General features: G+C 39.8%; 14 protein-coding genes. 5 read left to right on the top strand and 9 right to left on the bottom strand.

Annotated features, from left to right (window positions below):
- Window positions 1–35 precede the first annotated feature (35 nt).
- Together OQZ33_RS03945 and OQZ33_RS03940 are read left to right on the top strand one after the other, a co-directional pair.
- Complete coding sequence (locus tag OQZ33_RS03945) at window positions 36–1,739, top strand: GH39 family glycosyl hydrolase (protein WP_265797757.1); 1,704 nt, start codon at window positions 36–38, stop codon at window positions 1,737–1,739.
- Window positions 1,740–1,811: 72 nt separating this feature from the next.
- The gene (locus OQZ33_RS03940; protein WP_265797756.1) at window positions 1,812–3,083 is read left to right on the top strand and encodes a family 43 glycosylhydrolase; all 1,272 of its coding nucleotides are present in this window, start codon (window positions 1,812–1,814) and stop codon (window positions 3,081–3,083) included.
- 683 nt (window positions 3,084–3,766) lie between these two features.
- Here the strand turns inward: OQZ33_RS03940 and OQZ33_RS03935 are convergent.
- From OQZ33_RS03935 to OQZ33_RS03905, 7 genes are all read right to left on the bottom strand, one after another.
- Window positions 3,767–4,087, bottom strand: a complete 321-nt coding sequence (locus OQZ33_RS03935) for a transposase (RefSeq protein ID WP_416338740.1) — start codon at window positions 4,085–4,087, stop codon at window positions 3,767–3,769.
- Between the two features lie 320 nt (window positions 4,088–4,407).
- Window positions 4,408–5,049 carry a transposase gene (locus tag OQZ33_RS03930; RefSeq protein ID WP_265797755.1) on the bottom strand — a complete coding sequence of 214 codons (642 nt, stop codon included), beginning with the start codon at window positions 5,047–5,049 and terminating at the stop codon, window positions 4,408–4,410.
- 176 nt (window positions 5,050–5,225) lie between these two features.
- Window positions 5,226–6,728, bottom strand: coding sequence for a redoxin domain-containing protein (locus OQZ33_RS03925; protein ID WP_265797754.1), 1,503 nt, complete (start codon window positions 6,726–6,728; stop codon window positions 5,226–5,228).
- A 65-nt stretch (window positions 6,729–6,793) separates the two neighbouring features.
- A complete protein-coding gene (locus OQZ33_RS03920; RefSeq protein ID WP_265797753.1) occupies window positions 6,794–8,179 on the bottom strand; it encodes a RagB/SusD family nutrient uptake outer membrane protein in 1,386 nt (461 codons plus the stop codon).
- Window positions 8,180–8,190: 11 nt separating this feature from the next.
- A complete protein-coding gene (locus tag OQZ33_RS03915; RefSeq protein ID WP_265797752.1) occupies window positions 8,191–11,550 on the bottom strand; it encodes a SusC/RagA family TonB-linked outer membrane protein in 3,360 nt (1,119 codons plus the stop codon).
- Window positions 11,551–11,770: 220 nt separating this feature from the next.
- On the bottom strand, window positions 11,771–12,925 hold the full coding sequence (locus OQZ33_RS03910; RefSeq protein WP_265797751.1) for a FecR family protein: 1,155 nt from the start codon (window positions 12,923–12,925) through the stop codon (window positions 11,771–11,773).
- A 99-nt stretch (window positions 12,926–13,024) separates the two neighbouring features.
- The gene (locus OQZ33_RS03905; protein ID WP_265797750.1) at window positions 13,025–13,657 is read right to left on the bottom strand and encodes an RNA polymerase sigma factor; all 633 of its coding nucleotides are present in this window, start codon (window positions 13,655–13,657) and stop codon (window positions 13,025–13,027) included.
- 587 nt (window positions 13,658–14,244) lie between these two features.
- On the opposite strand from OQZ33_RS03905, the gene OQZ33_RS03900 reads away from it, so the two are divergent.
- The 3 genes from OQZ33_RS03900 (at window position 14,245) to OQZ33_RS03890 (ending at window position 16,337) form a co-directional block, all read left to right on the top strand.
- Window positions 14,245–15,135, top strand: a complete 891-nt coding sequence (locus tag OQZ33_RS03900; protein WP_265797749.1) for a 4Fe-4S dicluster domain-containing protein — start codon at window positions 14,245–14,247, stop codon at window positions 15,133–15,135.
- A gap of 75 nt (window positions 15,136–15,210) precedes the next feature.
- The gene (locus OQZ33_RS03895) at window positions 15,211–15,639 is read left to right on the top strand and encodes a FixH family protein (RefSeq protein ID WP_265797748.1); all 429 of its coding nucleotides are present in this window, start codon (window positions 15,211–15,213) and stop codon (window positions 15,637–15,639) included.
- On the top strand, window positions 15,636–16,337 hold the full coding sequence (locus tag OQZ33_RS03890; protein WP_265797747.1) for a sulfite exporter TauE/SafE family protein: 702 nt from the start codon (window positions 15,636–15,638) through the stop codon (window positions 16,335–16,337). The genes OQZ33_RS03895 and OQZ33_RS03890 overlap by 4 nt, the downstream gene beginning before the upstream one ends.
- 320 nt (window positions 16,338–16,657) lie before the next feature.
- Here the strand turns inward: OQZ33_RS03890 and OQZ33_RS03885 are convergent, their stop codons facing one another.
- Entirely contained in the window at window positions 16,658–18,052 is a 1,395-nt protein-coding gene (locus tag OQZ33_RS03885; RefSeq protein ID WP_265798004.1) for a transposase, read from the bottom strand.
- Between the two features lie 32 nt (window positions 18,053–18,084).
- Window positions 18,085–18,291: a hypothetical protein gene (locus OQZ33_RS03880; protein WP_265797746.1), complete on the bottom strand. Its 207-nt coding sequence runs from the start codon at window positions 18,289–18,291 to the stop codon at window positions 18,085–18,087.
- Window positions 18,292–18,461 lie beyond the last annotated feature (170 nt).

The following is an 18,461-nucleotide window of genomic DNA, read 5'->3' as shown; positions in this document are numbered from 1 at the left end:
TGCGCCAGTTTAATATTAAATAACCTTTTAAAACCATGATAAGCAATAAAAAAATTCAATACATCCTGATTTTTTTCCTCTCTGTAATGGTATTGCCTGAGTCATTTGCTCAGGGCAGCAGGCCTAATCCAGCTCGAGTTACTGTCGACTTTTCCAGGCCAGTAGGGCAGATGAGCCCTGTCTGGTCATGGTTTGGTTACGATGAGCCAAATTATACTTACATGAAGGATGGAAAGAAACTGCTCTCAGAACTTTCCATGCTAAGTGAGGTGCCAGTATATGTTCGTACACATAATCTTTTGACCACCGGCAACGGACAACCTGCGCTTAAATGGGGATCAACTAATGCATATACAGAGGATGCCAAAGTAAATCCAATCTACAACTGGACAATCATTGACCGGATCTTTGACAGCTATGTGCAAAGAGGTATGAAACCCCTTGCCCAGATTGGTTTTATGCCTGAGGCGATGTCCACAAAGCCAACGCCCTATCAGCACGATTGGAAGCCCGGAGATCCTTTTCGTAAGCTCATTACAGGATGGGCTTATCCGCCCAAAGATTATCATAAATGGGCTGAACTAATTTTTCAGTGGGTAAACCACAGCGTTGTCCGATACGGTAAAAAGGAAGTGGAAAGCTGGTATTGGCAGCTTTGGAATGAACCCTCGGGATATTGGCGCGGAACGATGGAAGAATATTTTAAGCTTTATGATCATACTGCCGATGCAGTAAAACGCGCTTTGCCCACTGCAAAAATAGGGGGATTAAATATTGCCCAGACGCGCAAAGAAGGTTCCCGAAAATGGATGAAGGCTTTTCTGGAGCATTGTCAAAACGGAACTAACTATGCAACAGGAGAAAAAGGAGCACCCTTGGATTTATTTCTTTTTCACGCAAAAGGAGAACCCAGGTTGAAAAATGGGGTGGTTGAAATGGATATGTCTACACAACTTCAGGATATATCCAGTGGATTTGAAATGCTTTCCTCATTTCCTGAATTTAAAAATATACCTATCGTTATTGGAGAGAGTGATCCGGAAGGATGTGCGGCCTGTGGAATTGCAACTGATCCCCAGAATGCTTATCGAAACGGAACCATGTTCAGTAGTTATACCGCGGCATCTTTTGCCAGGAAATACCTGCTTGCAGATCAATACGGCATTAATTTCTTAGGGGCAGTCAGCTGGTCATTCGAGTTTGAAAACCAGCCCTGGTTTGCAGGGCTTCGAGACCTGTCAACTAACGGAGTGGATAAACCTGTGCTAAATGTTTTTCGCATGTTTGGCAAAATGTCCGGTCAACGCGTTTTGGTGGATGCAAGTAGAATGAGATCGCTGAGCAATGTTGTGGACAGCAGTGTTCGTACAGGAACCACAGAAATTGGAGCCTTAGCCTCAAAGGATGATAAATCAGCCGGCATCATGCTCTGGAACTATCATGACTTTGATATTCCCGGAGCGGCGGAGAAAGTTAAAGTTCACCTCAAGGGAATTGAGGTAAAAAGAATGACCGTAAGTTCATACCTGATTGATAGTAAACACAGTAATTCCTATGCACTATGGAAAAAAATGGGTTCCCCACAGAATCCTAGTACCGCACAGATCAGGGCACTTCAAAAAACAGGTCAACTCGCCCAGTCAGCAGCACCAAAAACGATGAATGTCAGGAATGGACAACTGGAGATCGAAATCGATTTGGAGAGGCAGGCAGTGGCATTGCTTCATTTTAAATGGTGACCATCACCTTTATTTTTTATTTTTAATATTTACTTGCCTCCGATAGCTGAGGCGTTTTTTCGAAAAATTTCCATGAAAATTATTTTTACAATTGCCATCGCAATCTTACTTTCCCTGAAGTGTGCAGCTCAACAGGAACAGTTTCGGACAGACTCTGTTCTGTTCGAGCTTTTTTATACTTCCAAAGCGAAAGGAGTAAAATTGAATAACATTGATATCGATACGATCAATTCAGTCATCACCATCCCGGTTCATCCTGATCTTGACCTTGATAAATTTGACCTTAAAATCACTCCAACTGCAAAGGTTAGCTTCTCGCGTGGAAAAGGAAACTTTAATACTGGACCCGTTTTATACAGGATGTCAATCCAGGGCAAAGGCGAAAAAGAATGGAAGGTTTTTATCAAAAAGTGGGGAAACCCTGTGCTCCCAGGTCTATTCGCTGATCCGGACATCATCTATTCACAAAAGACAAAAAGATATCATATTTATCCCACCAGTGATGGCTTCACCAATTGGTCTGGAACTTATTTTAAATCCTTCTCTTCCTCTGACCTGGCCAATTGGAGGGATGATGGGGAGGTATTGAATTTGAAGGATGTCAGCTGGGCCAAAGGTAACGCCTGGGCGCCTGCTATTATCGAACGAATAATTTCAGGTAAATACCGCTATTTCTATTATTATTGCGCCGATAAGAAAATTGGGGTTGCAGTAGGAGACCATCCCATGGGCCCTTTCAAAGATACCGATAAAGCATTATTGGATACCAGACCAGAAGGATTTTTAAAAAAAGGTCAAACCATTGACCCTGATGTTTTTGAGGACCCCAAAACGGGTAAGTTTTATCTATTCTGGGGAAATGGCTTCATGGCTGGTGCAGAACTCAATGACGACATGATCTCAATTAAAAAAGAGACGATAAAGGAACTCACACCAAAATCCTATACAGAAGGTACACATGTTTTTTATCGGGACGGGCGCTACTATTTCCTTTGGTCCGAGAACGACACCAGGGATCCAAATTATAGAGTAAGATATGGCACTTCCAATTCACCGCTTTCGGGCATCATATCGCCGAAAGATAATATTATCTTGAGTAGGATCGATGAACACGGGATATATGCGACTGGCCATAATTCAACCATCAAAGTGAAAGGGAAAAATGAGTGGTACATGATCTATCACAGGTTCAGTTTCCCCCATGGAATCCATATGGGCAGAGAGGCTGGTTATAATCGCGAAGTCTGTATTGACAGAATGGGATTTGAGGACGATGGAGCCATCAAAATCATTACGCCGACCCATCAAGGAATCAAACCGATTAGCAGTAAATCTAACAAATGATGAAATATGGAAGAGTATAACTTAAATTGGCTTAACTGTAACCGCTATGGAACTAATAAACTATTGATCATCCGAGGATTTAAACTCTCTCTATATCAAATTTTACCAGTTGGAAATGTTCATCGAGGCTTTATAAATCTTCTTATGGTAAGTATTAAAAAGAACCCTTTCAACTATAATGAATATTTTGTTAGAATATTTCAGCTGAAAGGGTTTTTTTAAGAAAAGGTATCAAATCTTTTTTATCCTGCTATAGTGGTCACTACATTTCACTCCAAAATGTGCACTGATTACCCCTTAAAATGTGTATTCGGCTGATTTTTAAGCTTTTTAAGCCTCGGATTTACCCGCTGGCTTCATTTGTCATCCTTGCCCGCTAAAATCTTTCCTGCGGTCTAAAACCGCCTTAAAACGAAAATAAATTCTGGAAATTGTTGCCGTGCTTTTGAAAGGTATTGTGGTGATCATAAGAAGCCTGCCCTGGAGATCTATTAGTGATCAGAAGCGCTGGAAAGTTGTCTGATGTGACCGGATGCTGAACGCTTGGGCACAATGCCGAACATTTGAACTGAAAATGAATTTGATATCTTTGACCGCACATCAGTGCGCTAATCCAAGACCTTGAACAAAAGCCGGATGAACAGTTTGCACCGGAATCAGGTGGCTACTATCCCGGTTCTTCGTCACTTTTGGTGACCGTACATCTTTCTTTTTATTGTTTTTATTCGATTACCTTGTCCTTTTACCTGTCCATTACTTATGCTTGTAATGACCGCATTATTAACTGCATCATAATCTTTCAAAAGATTTTTTCCAAAGTTGTTCAAGCCACAATCTGATTCAAGCACCTCTTCAATCCATGCTTTAAGCATTCCATCCTTTTTGTCCTTAAATAGATTTTTAAAGCCTTTTACTGACTTTTCCATTTTTTTCATTTGCGGATATTTTTCAAATAAAAGCTTTAGAAAATCCATATCGTCAGCTTTAAGTTCATTGGGCTCCATGTATAGCATAAGTGATAATCTTGTCGGTGACCAGGTTTTTACCAGTATTGGGCCTGTGGATTTCGGTCTCAGAGCGGGTTGCTTGCTCTTAAGCTCATTCATTTTATAGCAAAATTGGGTGTACTTCCCATTAAAACCCATTTCAACAATTATTTTATGCAATTCTCTGTAGGTTTTTTCTCTATTCCTATCCTGTATTAAAAAAATCAATAAAGGCATCCAGCTTTGTCGTGGTATGAGCCTGTCTTTTAACCAGCTGTTCCATCATAGTATAATTTTCTTACGGTTTTTCGGTTTAATTTTACAGTCATTGCAATCTGTCATATAGAGATATCCTTCCCAAAGAGAACTTTAACTTTTTCGAATTTGTGCTGCTTATCAATGCTAATATCGGCAGTAGTTAAAGTAGCCGCTATAATGCTTATCGAATTTTGAACCTCTGGTTCAATCTCCACGGCTTTTGGCGGCTGATCTTTCGGTTCATTGTAAATCTTAAAAGCCTCCCTGAGTTCTTTTCCCTTCGATTTAAATATTCTTTTGGTCGCATTCCCCAGATTCATAAATAAGTGAAAGCGGTCTGCAACCTGACTGGCATTAGGTGCACCTGTTTTTATACCTAGCGCGTATGGCCCATACCTATCTCTTGAAACCGTTTTTATCTCGGGATGTTGCTTCAGCCACTCGGATAAAGTAGCAGACTCATGATCCGACAACAGATCTACAACTTCTTTTTTTTCTAGATCGACGATGACAGTCCCATAAGTTTTTCCTTTTTTGAACGCCCAATCATCTACGCCAATAATACCGGATGTGAGTTTTTTGGGTTGGATATCCAAGCGTTTTACTATTCTCAATATTGTGGATGAACTTACTGGTATACCGACATACCTGCTGATAACGGCCCCTGTATTGCCACCAAGCTCAAGGGCCGTTCGGGTAAGAAGATCATTAGATCGGATCATCCTTCTGTATTAAGGTTTGATTTCACAATCAAATCGTTCGGTAAAGACTTTCCTTGGGCATTCAGGGTTATCACAGAAATATTTTCTAGCTTTAAGTTTAACTTTTGACAAATGGCCAGTAAACCTTAAGAATTAATATAAAATCTTTTTCTATCCTATTAATGATTTTATATGATTTACGATTTGTTTTTCGCCATATCGATCATCATGGTCAATTCATCTACTGCTGCCTCATTACTGCCATCAAAACCTGTCAGTTTAAACCTTACGTTGCCCGCACCGTCAATCACAAATTTTGCTGGTATACCATTTACTTTATAACTGCTTACCACCTTATTGATTTTGCTTTGTAAATCTTTATTGTCCATTAAAACTGTAAAGTTATATTTCATGCTGTTGATGTATTCAGTTGCATCCTGTGTTGGAGTAGCAGAGCGCTCCCACGTATGGATGAAAAGAAATTTAACGTTTTCATCATCCTTATATTTGTTTACAGCCATTTGCATTGCCGGGAATGAAGCTTTGCAAGGACCGCACCAGGTAGCCCAGAAATCTAGAATTACGATTTTGCCCTTGTAGTCTGATAGGGAAACCTGTTTGCCACCAAGATCAGTTAAAGTAAAGCCTGCAGCAGTTTCTTTTACCATATCTTTTGTCAGCTTTTTACTTAAAACCTCCAGGTAGCTTTTTCTTATTGCTGATGCATATTCATCAAACCCAGCATCGTTGCCTTTTAATTTGATGTATAGTTTTTTAAAATCCTCTGCCATGTTAGGGTTTGCCTTTCCGGCTTTTACCACTTCCTCCAGTTTATCATAAGCTTCCTGGTTTCTGTTCAACCCCATCAAAATCTGGGCATAACGGTAATTTAAAGAAGGATTGAGTGATGTGCTTTTTTGATAGGCCATTTCAGAATACTTCAATGCCTCATCGTATTTTTTTCTTTCATATAGAATGTTAGCATAAGTACTTGTTAAGCCAGGATAACCTGAGGCAGAAAATTTTGCCCAGTTTTGCTCACCCTGTTTCCCATCAATATAAGAAAATGCGTTATCCATAGCCATTTTAGCATAAATTTCAGCATTTGCCAAATCACCATTTTTGTAAAATGCAGTTGTTAACCCTGAATATGCATTACCTTTCCAGAAATCTACCTCAAGCATTTTTGCATAAGAATTTGCCTTTGCCACATTTTTTTCTGATGCAAATTTTCCAGCTATCATTGCCCGAACATAATCATAGGCCAATCGGTCATCAACTTTAGTGTTTTCAAAACTTTCTGGTGGAAACTTTTTTATCCAGGTATTATAGGCTGCTTCGGCCTCGCTGGCAGTTTTTAGTTCGTGAAAGCCTTTTGAAGCTTCCTGTCTTGCCTGTGTTCCCAATGGGAACCGGGATACGACCTCTTTATACAGCAGTTCTGACTGCTTTGAATTTCCCAACTGATAATAGTAATTAGCTGCCATTAAAACTGATTTTTCGGTCTTTCCATTCGATAAATCCGCTAGTTTAGTTCGAAGTAATGTCTTATCTGTGGAGTCTTTAGATGAGATCAGTCTGTTCAGATATTGAATTGTTGTATCAGCAGTTTGTTTTTCCTGCGCCTGAAGGCTACTGCCAACGGCAAACAGAATAAGCAAAGTGAAAATCTTTTTGATTAATGTGTTGTTCTTTTTCATATTAACATATTTAATATTTGCTCATACCACTCTGCATTAATAATGTAGTGATATGAGCAAACGGGTTAGTTATATCCTGGGTTCTGGGTTAAATTGGCATTTAATAAAATTTGGGCTGCGGGAATTGGGAAGAGCTGGGACGTTGAGCGATAAGTAGACTTTATTGGACCAAGAACGGCATCTGCTGTTGCTGTCCTTTTTAAATCAAACCACCTGTTTCCATATTCTCCAAAAAGCTCCAGCTTTCTTTCTCTCGCTATCGCTGCTAGTAAACCGGTCTGAGTTACTGCCGGTGTATTGGCAAGTCCTGCCCTTGTTCGGATCACATTCAAATCGTTTTGTGAACCAGCAATATTATTTTGTTGTGCCCTAGCTTCAGCACGTATTAGGTAGAGTTCTCCTAAACGAAACAAAACTGTGTATTCATTACCTAAGGTTGCTGCGGTTGCTGTTTGAACTTTGTATTTATTAATTCTATAGTATTTTACAGCGTTGAAGGTAGTAGAATCAACCCAGGATGTTTTTCGGTTATCATTCAGTTCAAAGTCCCTTGTGAAACTGTTGTTTAACACATAGGCCGGAGGAGCAACATTATTCGCAGAGCTGGTGGTGCGATAGGAGGTAAAACCCGAAGCCCCGAATAGGGTAGCCAGTTGTAAAATTGTTTCTGGGCTGCTTGTAATAAATGCATTACCAAGTGTAGCCATCGTGTAGGTTCCTGAGCTGATTACTTTTCCCGCTTCTGCTTCCGCATTCACGTAATCTCGATTATAGAGATAGACTTTTGCAAGTAGCGCAGTTGCAGCCCATTTATTGGCACGGACCTTTAAGCTGGCCGTTCCCGTATAGGATTCCGGCAAGAGATTCTGCGCATCTCTCAGGTCTGCAATAATGAGCATGTAATTCTCTGCCAGGGTAGCTCTTGGTGTAAATGAATTGTTCAATTCGCTAACATCAGAAGTAATGGGAATGCCCCCAAAACAATTTACCATGTTAAAGTACATCAATGCCCTGAAAAACTTAGCTTCACCGGTCAGCTGGCTTCTTACTGCCGGGGAAATCCCAGTAGATCTATTCACTCCGTCAATGATTAGGTTAGACTCTCTAATCACTTGGTAGGGATAATTCCAGATAAACTGATAAAAAGAATTAGTGGTTGCAACCACATTCTGTGAATATTGTATCAGCTCTGCATTAGCCGTGGTGTTTTGTAGCTCATCAGAAGATAAGCCTCCCAACCAGCTCTGGTATTGAATCGCCTGAATGGTAGGGAAATAAGAATAAAGAGATAAAGTGGCACTTGTCGCCGAAGCATCGGTTGCAAAGGCATCTTCCTTTGAAATCAGGTTGGTGGCCAGGTCTGCTTCAACAAACTTCTTGCAAGAGGCAAAAGAAAGGATAAGCAAAGCCGGCAGCACTATATTTTTGAATGGGATAATATTAATTTTCATAAGGCTATTAATTAAAATGAACAGTTTAAACCAAATACGATTGTACGCAATTGCGGCGCTGCAATATATTGACCGGTTCCAAGTCCCGGACCTGTACCAGGTACGGTAGATTCAGGATCGTAAGTATACTTCTGCTTGGCCCACGTGTACAGGTTTTGTCCCTGAATATAAACACTGAGATTGGACAGCTTCAGTCTGCTGGTCAATGCCTTAGAAAAATTATAGTTCACGCTTACAGTTTTTAGTTTAAGAAAGGAAGCATCTCCCCAGTTCACGTCTGATGAGGCTAGATTGCTATAAGATGCATCGTTAACCACTGAAGCGGCCGGGAAAAGGGCATTATCGCCTACTGCTGTCCAGCGATCCAGCAGCGCGGTACTTTGGTTGGTATAATTAATTCCAGGCGGATTAAAACCGAGCGTAGAATTCAGGATGCCGTAGCGGTGATTATACTGGAACATAAAGTCAAGTGAAAGGCTTTTATAGCTAATGCTGTTATTCATGCCCCCGAAATAAGGATGGCCATAATCGCCGATGTAACGGTCAGCCGCAAAACTGATCAGGCCGTCTCCGTTCAGATCCTGAAAAGTTGCCAGCCCTGTAGTGGGGTTGACGCCTGTATATTGATAAAATCTCCTGATATCTGTTGGTTGGCCCACAACATAGGTGCTTGCATAAGAAGTGTTTGCAAGATTGTCAAATTTAACAAGCTTATTTCTTAAAATACTGAGATTTATATTGGTAGTCCATTTGAAATCTCCTGATGACAAATTAATGGTAGTCAGCTCGAACTCAAAACCTTTGTTCTCGATAGTCGCATCAAGGTTAGCGGTATATCCCGTTGTACCGATCTGAGAAGGGGTGGTGATAAAATTCAACAGATTGGAAACCCTGTTGCGGTAATAATCTGCTTTTAAAAATATCCTGTCTTTGAGAAAGCCAAGCTCTATGGCAATGTCAAGCTTTTTATTGGTTTCCCATTTCAGGTTGGGATTTTCTATGTTTGATGGGATAATCGTTGTTGCACCATTGTAGTTATAAGCGGAACCCGAGGTGGAATAAAGACCCAGGTATTGAAAATTAGGAATCTGATCGTTTCCGGTAATCCCGTAACTTGCCCTTAATTTACCGAAACTCAGGAAGGTTATATTTTTTAAAAATTCTTCTTGAGTGAAAATCCAGGATGCCCCTACGGCGCCAAAATTTCCAAACCTGTTATTTGCACCAAAGCGTGACGAGCCATCTCTGCGAAAAGTTCCATCTATGATGTATGTGCCTTTCCAATTGTAATTTAATCGGCCAAAGACTGCATTGTACTTATAAATACTGCTAGCATTTGAGGAGGTGGTAACTGCAGAGGCACCGGTTAACGTATAAAGCAATGCTTCGTTATTATATCCAGTTCCGCTGAGGGAAATACCTGTCGCATTTGTCTTCTGGAAGGTCGTTCCCACCAGCACCTCAAGATTGCCCTCACCAATTTTGGTGTTGTAAACTGCTTGGGGTTCAACAATGTAATTGTCGTTATTATTATCCGCAAATCTTAACGTGCTAACTTGTGAGTTAGCAGGGTTTTGAGAACTTGCCGGATCGATCTGCTGCTGCTTGAGCCTGGTGGAGGTATAACCCAGATTGGCCCGTACCAAGAGATTATTCAGAATTTTATATGATATATTCACATTGGTGAATAAATTGCTCGTTTGGGCAGTAGTTCTTTTAGGATCATAGGAAAGCGGGCTGGTGGATGTCCAGTTTAATGTTCCGTTGGCATTATACAGCGGGTAATTAGGAGCCAGGGCATATATACCGCTTAAGTCAGTATTGGGGAGAAGATTTTTCATATAGGCATAATTCACAGAGCCATCAATGCTGAATCTTCCATCAATGCTTTTGTGGCCTGCATTAAGCCTTCCAGAGAAAGTTGTCGCGCCGAAATCACCACCATAAACGGTACCCTGTTTGCGGTAGGTTGAAGAAAAAAGAAATGAATTTTGGGCATTCCCTCCGGATACTGAGCCTGTTAAATTCGTGGTTTGTGCGGTGTGGCCGATGAAGTATTTCTGCCAGTCGGTATAGGCACTTTGATCCCAGCTCACCAGATCCAACGCATTTGCGGCGGTTGGTGTAACGCCTGCTTTTGCAAAAGCAGCCCTCCGCATGGTGAGGTATTCCTGGGTATTCATCATCGGAATATAGTTTGACACATTAGAAACCCCGCTATTGAGATTAAAATTATAGGCGGTTTTACCTTTATTTCCTTTTTTTGTCGTGATCAGTACAACGCCGTTTGAGCCGCGTGAACCATAAATCGCAGTTGCGTCAGCATCTTTGAGGATATCAATGCGTTCGATATCTTCCGGGGCAATCATACTAAAAGGACTTACCGCACCATTTGCCGAAGAAAATCCATTGGCATTAAGGTTATCTGAGGCGGGCTGAGCACCATTAAAAAGCGTAAAGGGTACTCCGTCAATCACGTAAAGTGGAATGAATCCGGCACCTGATAATCCAGAATATGCTCCTCGGATATTCATCCTTACGCCAGCTCCCGGCAAGCCATTGTCCTGAGTAATCTGAACACCAGATATCCTGCCTTGTAAAGCTAATAATGGGTTTTCTATAGTTTGTTTACCAATATCTTCGGCAGTAATGGAACTTACCGATCCGGTATTGTTTCTTTTTGTGGTGGTTCCGTAACCAATAACCTGAACCTGATCCAAGGCAGCTGCAGAAACATTTAAGCTGATGTCAAGCAGACTAGCCACCCCACTTTGTAATATGCTCTGTGATATCCGGAGTTCTTTTGTTTCATAGCCAATATAGGAGATCACCAATACATCATTTTCTTCCAGGTCAAGTATGAAGGAACCTGTTGAACCCGTTATGGCATATCTTTTGGTTCCTTTAACCGTAACTGTAGCGCCTACAAGGGGATTTTTATTTTCATCAACAATTCTTCCATTAAATCTTCCACTGGAAAAAACAGCACTGATCTGATCAAAAAAAGAAGGTTCAGCCTTTTTGATTAATATGGTATTACGTTCAATGGTATAGGTTAAAGATTTGTTTTTTAGGACATAGTTAAGTACCTGATCTAGTGGCGCATTTCTAAAATTCACATTTATCGTCGCAGCATCATTAAGAATATTCGTCGCATATAGAATTCGGTAATGGGTCTGTTTCTCTACTTCTTTGAACAATTGATCTATCTTCACGCTTTTTCCATAAAGGGTGAGTTTCTGTGCGAAGCTGCTGCCGCTAACATTTAAGATGATGGTGGCCATGAAAACAATGGTAAGCTTCATGATAAGCATGATTTTTTTTGGTAGGCGCATCAAATGCCTTCCTTGGTTAAAGGAATTAAAATTCATATTTTCGTTTGTTTGGGTTAATGCGTAAATGGAACTTGTAATTTGTTTTTATAGGGTTAACTCAGATATTGCCATGGACGTGCTGGTAACACGTTCATGGTTTTTTCTTCTAAACCCTTTGATTCATTAACGCGGTGGAGGTACTTCTTTTTTCATGTTTTGGTTTATTTAGTTGATTAATGTATTGGTATTTAGGTTGGTTAGTCCTAAAGTCATCCTGTTATTTTACGGTAATGACCTTTCCGTTGATATGGAATTTCACATTACCCGTTTCTTCCAGCATTTTGAGTATCACTGATATCTGATCGAAACGAGATACTGAGCCAGTGAAATTTGGCAGCTGCGTGCTGCGATTTTCCAGGATAAAGTCAACATCATACCACCTGGAAAGCTTACGAAAAATGCTTTTAAGATTTTCATTCTTAAAGCGGAACTCTCCGTTTTTCCAGTCTACTACCAGGGCAGGATCAACGGACTTTACTTCAAAGGCATTACCAGTTAAAGTGGCCTGTTCACCCGGTTCAATTAATTTTTGAATGTAGCCGTTATCTAGTTTGATGGAACCTTCAAGAAGAGTCGTTTTAATATGTGGCTCGTTCCTGTAATTGCTTATATTGAAATGGGTTCCTAAAACTTTAACATTTTGTGAACCGCTTTTAACCCAAAATGGGTGGGCATGATCTTTTGCTACTTCGAAATAAGCTTCACCATCTAGTTCCACTGTACGTCTCGATCCGTTAAATTGGTTGGGAAATTTCAACGTTGTTCCGGCGTTCAGCCACACTCGGGTTCCATCAGCCAAGTTCACCTTGTACTGGCCACCTAAAGGAGTTTCCACCATATTCTGCTGATCTGGCTTTTTCGGATAAATGGATTTTGCAATGGAAAAAACCAGTTCGCCATTCTCGGTCTTTTTTACACTTATTCCGTCAACATTGGCCAGTTCTCCATTAATACTGTTAGAGAGATTAATTTTTCTTCCATCTGCTAAAGTCAGTAGCGCTTGATTCTTACCAGGTTTGATATCAGTTGTAAACTTTACTTCGAGCCCTTGTTTTTTTATTTTGATGAAATAAAGCGCTGTTAAACTAATGATGGTGATCATTGCCGCAGCGGCAATGATTGGCCATAATTTTCTCCCTTTTTGATTTGACAGATTTTTATTTTTTAAGCCATCGCTTCTATCAGCTGATAATTTTTGATCAATTTTATTTTTTAAATCTGCACCAAGCATTTTTTTTTCTTCCGCTGAGATATTCCATGAATTTGACAACAATTGGTCTTCTATGAAAGAATCCACCAAATAGTTCTCTTTCGCACTGGTCTTCCCATCCAGATATTTTTGCAATAATGTTCTAATGTGATGGTTTTTCATAGTTTTCAAAAAAAATGTAGGGATGATATAATATGTATTCCAAAAAAGGGTCTTTGGTGGTAGATTTATTTTTAAAAAAAAAATTGGCTAAATGGATTTTTATTTCAAAAGTTGAAGAAACAATGCTGTTATCGCTAACGAAAGCTTGCCATTTAAAGATTCGGCAATGATTTTTAGTGAATTATGAATCTGTTTTTTCACGGTTCCTTCACTAATTTCTAATTTTACTGCTATTTCCCGGTAGGATAATTGCTCGTCACGGCTTAAAATATAAACTTCCTTCATTTTTTTTGGAAGTTTGCTAATTCCAAGCTCAATTTGTTTTTCCAGTTCTTTTATAGAAATGCTTTCTTCAATATTCAGGCTGGTGTCGGCAGTAAATTCGCTAATTTTTTCGGCAAAGTCAGTTTGGTGAATATTCCGCTCGATGTAGCGGAGACTTAAGTTTCTAGCGCTTTTGATCAGATATGAAGCCAGACTTCCTTTGACTGCTAAATCCAATCTTCTGTTCCATAAAGAAATAAATATCTCTTGAACAATGTCTGCAGATTCTTCCTGTGATTTCGTTAAACGAATCGAATATGAATACATTTTTTCCCAGTAACGATTGTAAATTTCAGAAAAAGAAAGTTCATTCCCTTCATTTAGAAGCGAAAGAAGATCATTATCCGATAACTTTGAGTAAGAAAACATAAATTCTGCGATGCCGAATATAATTACAAATTGATTCAAAACCTTGAAATTTCCATCTCAGACATTTGAAGGTAAATCTAATTTGACATATATAACTTGTTGGTAAAAAGTGATGAACATCAAGATATTTGACCAAACTGGTTTATCGGCTTTTGATGACTAAAATTTAGGAATATAAGGTTTCACTGGGAATAAATTTGCTGTAAAGTTTTGCTTGACTGCATTTTAGTGAATTGGCAGAAAGGGGTCAAATGAATTGGTTTGTGCACTTATTATCCAAACAAGATTACGAACGCAGATACCAAGGATAACTAAGTAGGTCTAAACAGGAATGTATTATGACACCTATTGAGTATTTAAAACTCCAAGTAAAAAATCTTCGCAAAGATTTCAAAACCCAAACCTCTTCTTTCGACTCGAAACTGGGGCGTAACATGTATGATGGATAAACCGAAGCCAATTGACTCCTTCTCACCAAAAATATTTTCTTCATAAAACCCTGTTTATTAATATGTTTACAAATAATTAAAGATTGGTGGGATGGGGTAAAATAAGTTGGTTTGTCCAGCCCTGCATTCCAAAAGCCTGTCTGTACGTTTGCCATTGCTAATACTTTTTTGGCATACATGATCAGCTCGGATGTACTCCTTAAAATTATAGTGGGGCCCGTCTCAGGCCATATTTCGGGCTTTGTATCCATCTGGCTATTTACATTTATATTCTATGGGGTATTTACCTATGTACGCGAAGTGGTGTGTACGGTAATCTGTCCGTATGGTAGGTTACAGGGCGTTTTGTTAGATAATCAAAGTTTGGTGGTAGCCTATGATTTTGCCAGGGGCGAACCACGTGGTCATCTTCAAAAAAATGCTGATGAATTAACAGCCGGCGACTGTATAGATTGTGGACTTTGCGTGCAGGTTTGCCCAACGGGTATCGATATTCGCGAAGGTACACAGCTCGAATGTGTAAAATGTACTGCCTGTATCGATTCATGTAAAGAGGTAAAGATTAAAATAAACAGACCTAAAAATCTGATCGGTTTCTTCAATCAGGATTTTATTAACGAACGTAAACCCTATAAAATTGGCTTAAAATCTTACGGTTACGCTGCGGTACTGTTTGTGGTAATGATGGTTTTTTCTTCACTGATCTATAAAAGAGAAGATATCCAGACCACGGTATTGAGAGCAAGTGGTACTTTATACCAGAGTAGGGGAGCAGATAAAACGAGCAATCTTTATAATGCAGAGCTGATCAACAAAACCAATAAGGCTGTAAAGTTTACTTTCAGATCGAAGGAAAAGGGAGACAAAATTAGTTTCATCCAAAAAGCTGATCTTTTACCAAAAGAAGGCTCGGTACACCTTACTTTTTTTCTGATCAGGAAAAATAATGCCATTAAAAAATATAAAACCGATGCCGTTTTTGAAATTATTGCAAATGGCAAAGTTTTAAGCACAGCAACTACAAGTTTTTTCGCGCAACCGGAAGGAATTGAAATAGAGAATGAGTGAATTAGAGAGTGGTTGAAGGATCGGAAATAATAATTACATGTGAACAATTACTCATTCAAAATTAAAAAAAGAGATATGAACTGGGGAACAAAAATAGTATTGGGTATGCCTACATTCATGATGTTTATTGGGGGGATGGTAGTCTACATGTTCCATGTACACGGAAGAGATGCCTTGATAGAAGAAAATTATTACGAAAAGGGAATCAATTATAATGCAGAATACAATGCCAAAGTGAACGTTATAGACGATAATGCCAGTCCGGAAATTACCATTACAAAAACTCAGATTATCATTCAGGTAAAAGATAGTGCACAATACGATCTTGTTTTAATGCGGCCTGCCAATAGCAACGATGATGTTAAGTTAAAGGGAAGGACCTCAGGGCCGGCGAATCTTATTCTGGTTGATAAAACTAAAATGCCTAAGGGAACGTGGTTTTTAAACCTCCAGTGGCACTTCTCAGGCAAAGATTATCTGTTTAAAAGTAACATCACCCTATGATGGATTTTTTACCATTGGCATTTTTGATGGGACTTTTCGGAAGCCTTCATTGCGCCGTAATGTGCGGGCCGATTATGCTGGGTATGCCATTCGCGAAGCAGAATTTCTTTCAAAGTGGATTACAGCTTTTGTTGTACCAATTTGGCAGAATTGCCGTGTATACTGTGTTAGGATTGTTGGTGGGTGCTTTAGGGAGCAGTATCCGCATTTTTAGTGATCAGAAAATGCTGAGTATCTTAATCGGTTGTATACTGATTTTATTTACAGCGCTACAGTTTAATGCTGTTTACAGAAATAGGTTCGCAAAGCTTCAGTTAAAGGCGCTCAATCCGCTGAGCAGACTTATGGGAAAAGTATTCAATTTGCCATTGTGGGGATTGTTTGCCGGAATGCTTAATGGCATCATCCCCTGCGGGATGGTTTATCTAGCACTTGCAACTGCTTTAAATACTGGTAGTATTAAATCTGGTGGTACTTTTATGTTCTTCTTTGGATTGGGTACCGCACCACTGATGCTTATGATTTCGTTAGGCGGGATCTTTCTGAAGAAATACATCCACTTTAATACCAACAAACTTATCCCCTGGTTTATGTTTTTTATGGGTACCTTACTTATCTTGAGGTCGGCCGATTTGGGTGTTCCCTTTATATCCCAAAGGACTATCAGTACGTATGGTCAAGCAAAAGATTGCCGATAAAAATATCGCTGATAAAACCTGAAAGGCAGTTGCCACCATTAAATAACTTTGCGCTTTGTTAAATAATTTTTAAGGAAAGCAAAACTTTGCATAATATCAAGTTTTTTGGTTCAAAGTTTCCCGATGAAGGTGTGTCATTTGATTGCAATTTTCATTAAATTCTCAAGAGTTAAATTAACCCTTTCATTTTCAAATCATCAACTATGGGCTCAATAAGAAGTAGAAAGGCTTTCAAATATTGAAAGTACTCCCGCTGATCGGTACGGTACTTTAAATTTAAAGCCTTAACAACTCGATTGTTAAGGCTTTCTTGAGTTTGGCTAATTTCTCATGTAAAATAATGAAGATAATACAGGATTTGCTAATTTTTCCAATTTTGCTATTTTATTCTCTATGTTCACGAAGTCGGAAAAATTGATTTTGATGCTCTCCATCCATTTTTCTGCTCTAAATCTGTTTAATATATCTCCCGTTGTTGTTCTTTTTCTTATGGCATTGTTATACCATTTTGTCCCTGGCAGAGAAACCTTTTCAGCCAGGTCCGTTTCGTGAGCAGCCAATAGCATCATTCCGTAGCATGCTGAAATAAACGCAGGTACTTTCTCCACGACACCTTCTAACCTAACCTGGGCCTGCCCACAGCCGATCAGCGTTTTCTGATCCCGAAAACCAACCTCTATTTCCCATCTTCTTATATAGCTCTGCAACAGCGTACTTATTTCCATTTCTGGATTGGTACATATCAGATATGCCGGGTTCCTGTAAAGTAGTTTTGATTTTTTAGTGAGCCTGTAGCCGACTGGTCTTACTATAACAAGCATTAGGTTTTTCTGTCCTGATTTTCTCCATCTTATGTTCCTGATAACCTTGACATCAAAGGATCTGATTTTCCCTGCTGCCCAGGCTTTCACTTCCATATAGGGGTATTGAAGGTTCTGTCGGATCATTTCCGGAGTGGGAAGTTCCTCTCCATAATACTTTTTTCTGCCGGATCCCTGGGGTTGCTCACAGGGAAGTGCATAAAGCTTACAGTCTTTTCGGATCCTGCCTATCAGATCAACGTTATCAGGGAGCTTTCTTATCACTGTTTCATTGGTATAGCTTCCGTCCACGCTCATGATAAGCTTCCTTTCTGCGTGCCCATCGCTATCCAGATCGGTCCTTAACTTAACAATGCGCTGAATACCGATTTCACTAAGCTTGGCTTTTTTCTGGGTTTCTTTGAAAGCAGCAACTTCCGCTTGTGAAGAATTCTTACCAGGTTTCCTGGTGGCGGGGCAATGGACAAGATCTACAGGTATTGCTTTTGAAGAACCAGAGGATCCATTCTCTAACAGCGAGAGCGAAACCTGTATAAATCTTTGGCCCCAGACGAAATTATTTGCGAAAGGTGGCCCTAAAGGATCTCTTAACCAAGAGGTTCCGAATACATTTTTTCCTTTTTTACGAAACAGGGTATCGTCCATGTGGCCATAGATATTCGTGTCTTTTAAAGAAAAATTAAGTTTCTGGACACCTCTTCTTACAGCCCCGAAGATACAATCAAGGTTCATTCTGTCATCCTTAAACAATCTATACGCTGCAGACCAGTCCCTGAACTGGTTGCCATTGGCTGAGAGTATACCGGTAATGGTACACCGGCCAAGACATCCCAGTACACCCATTGCCAAAGACCTGGCACGTTCAAAAGTTCTGGCTTGTTTAAAAGCTGGCAGGCAACCCTCAAAAATCGATCTGAAGCTTCCGATCAGGGTTTCTTGGGGAGTTTTTTTTTAAGGTCCTCAACGGACTCATCACTTCTCTGAAGCACCAATCGCTGGTTGTCATCGATAATCCACTCCACAATCTCGCCCTGCTTGAACTCAATTGCCTGGGCAACAGCTGCCGGAAAATTAACGTACCACTGCTCACTTGTCTTCCTCTTAATAACCTGTACTTTCGTTGGGTAACCCATATCTAGTCTTTTAACTAGATATAAAAATCTAAAAAAATAGCCGTAAAACCAAATTTACGGCTACTTTTTTTTATTGACTAGTAAATAGCCAAACTCAAAAAAGCCTTAACAACTCGATTGTTAAGGCTTTATTTATTTAAAAACAACCTTTAACCGCCTGATATTTGACT

Origin of the sequence: Pedobacter sp. MC2016-05 (genome assembly GCF_026239735.1) — a bacterium.
In the GTDB taxonomy this organism is placed as follows: Bacteria; Bacteroidota; Bacteroidia; order Sphingobacteriales; family Sphingobacteriaceae; genus Pedobacter.
Note: the sequence above shows the minus strand (reverse complement) of the source record. Positions and strands in the feature narration are given on the sequence as shown.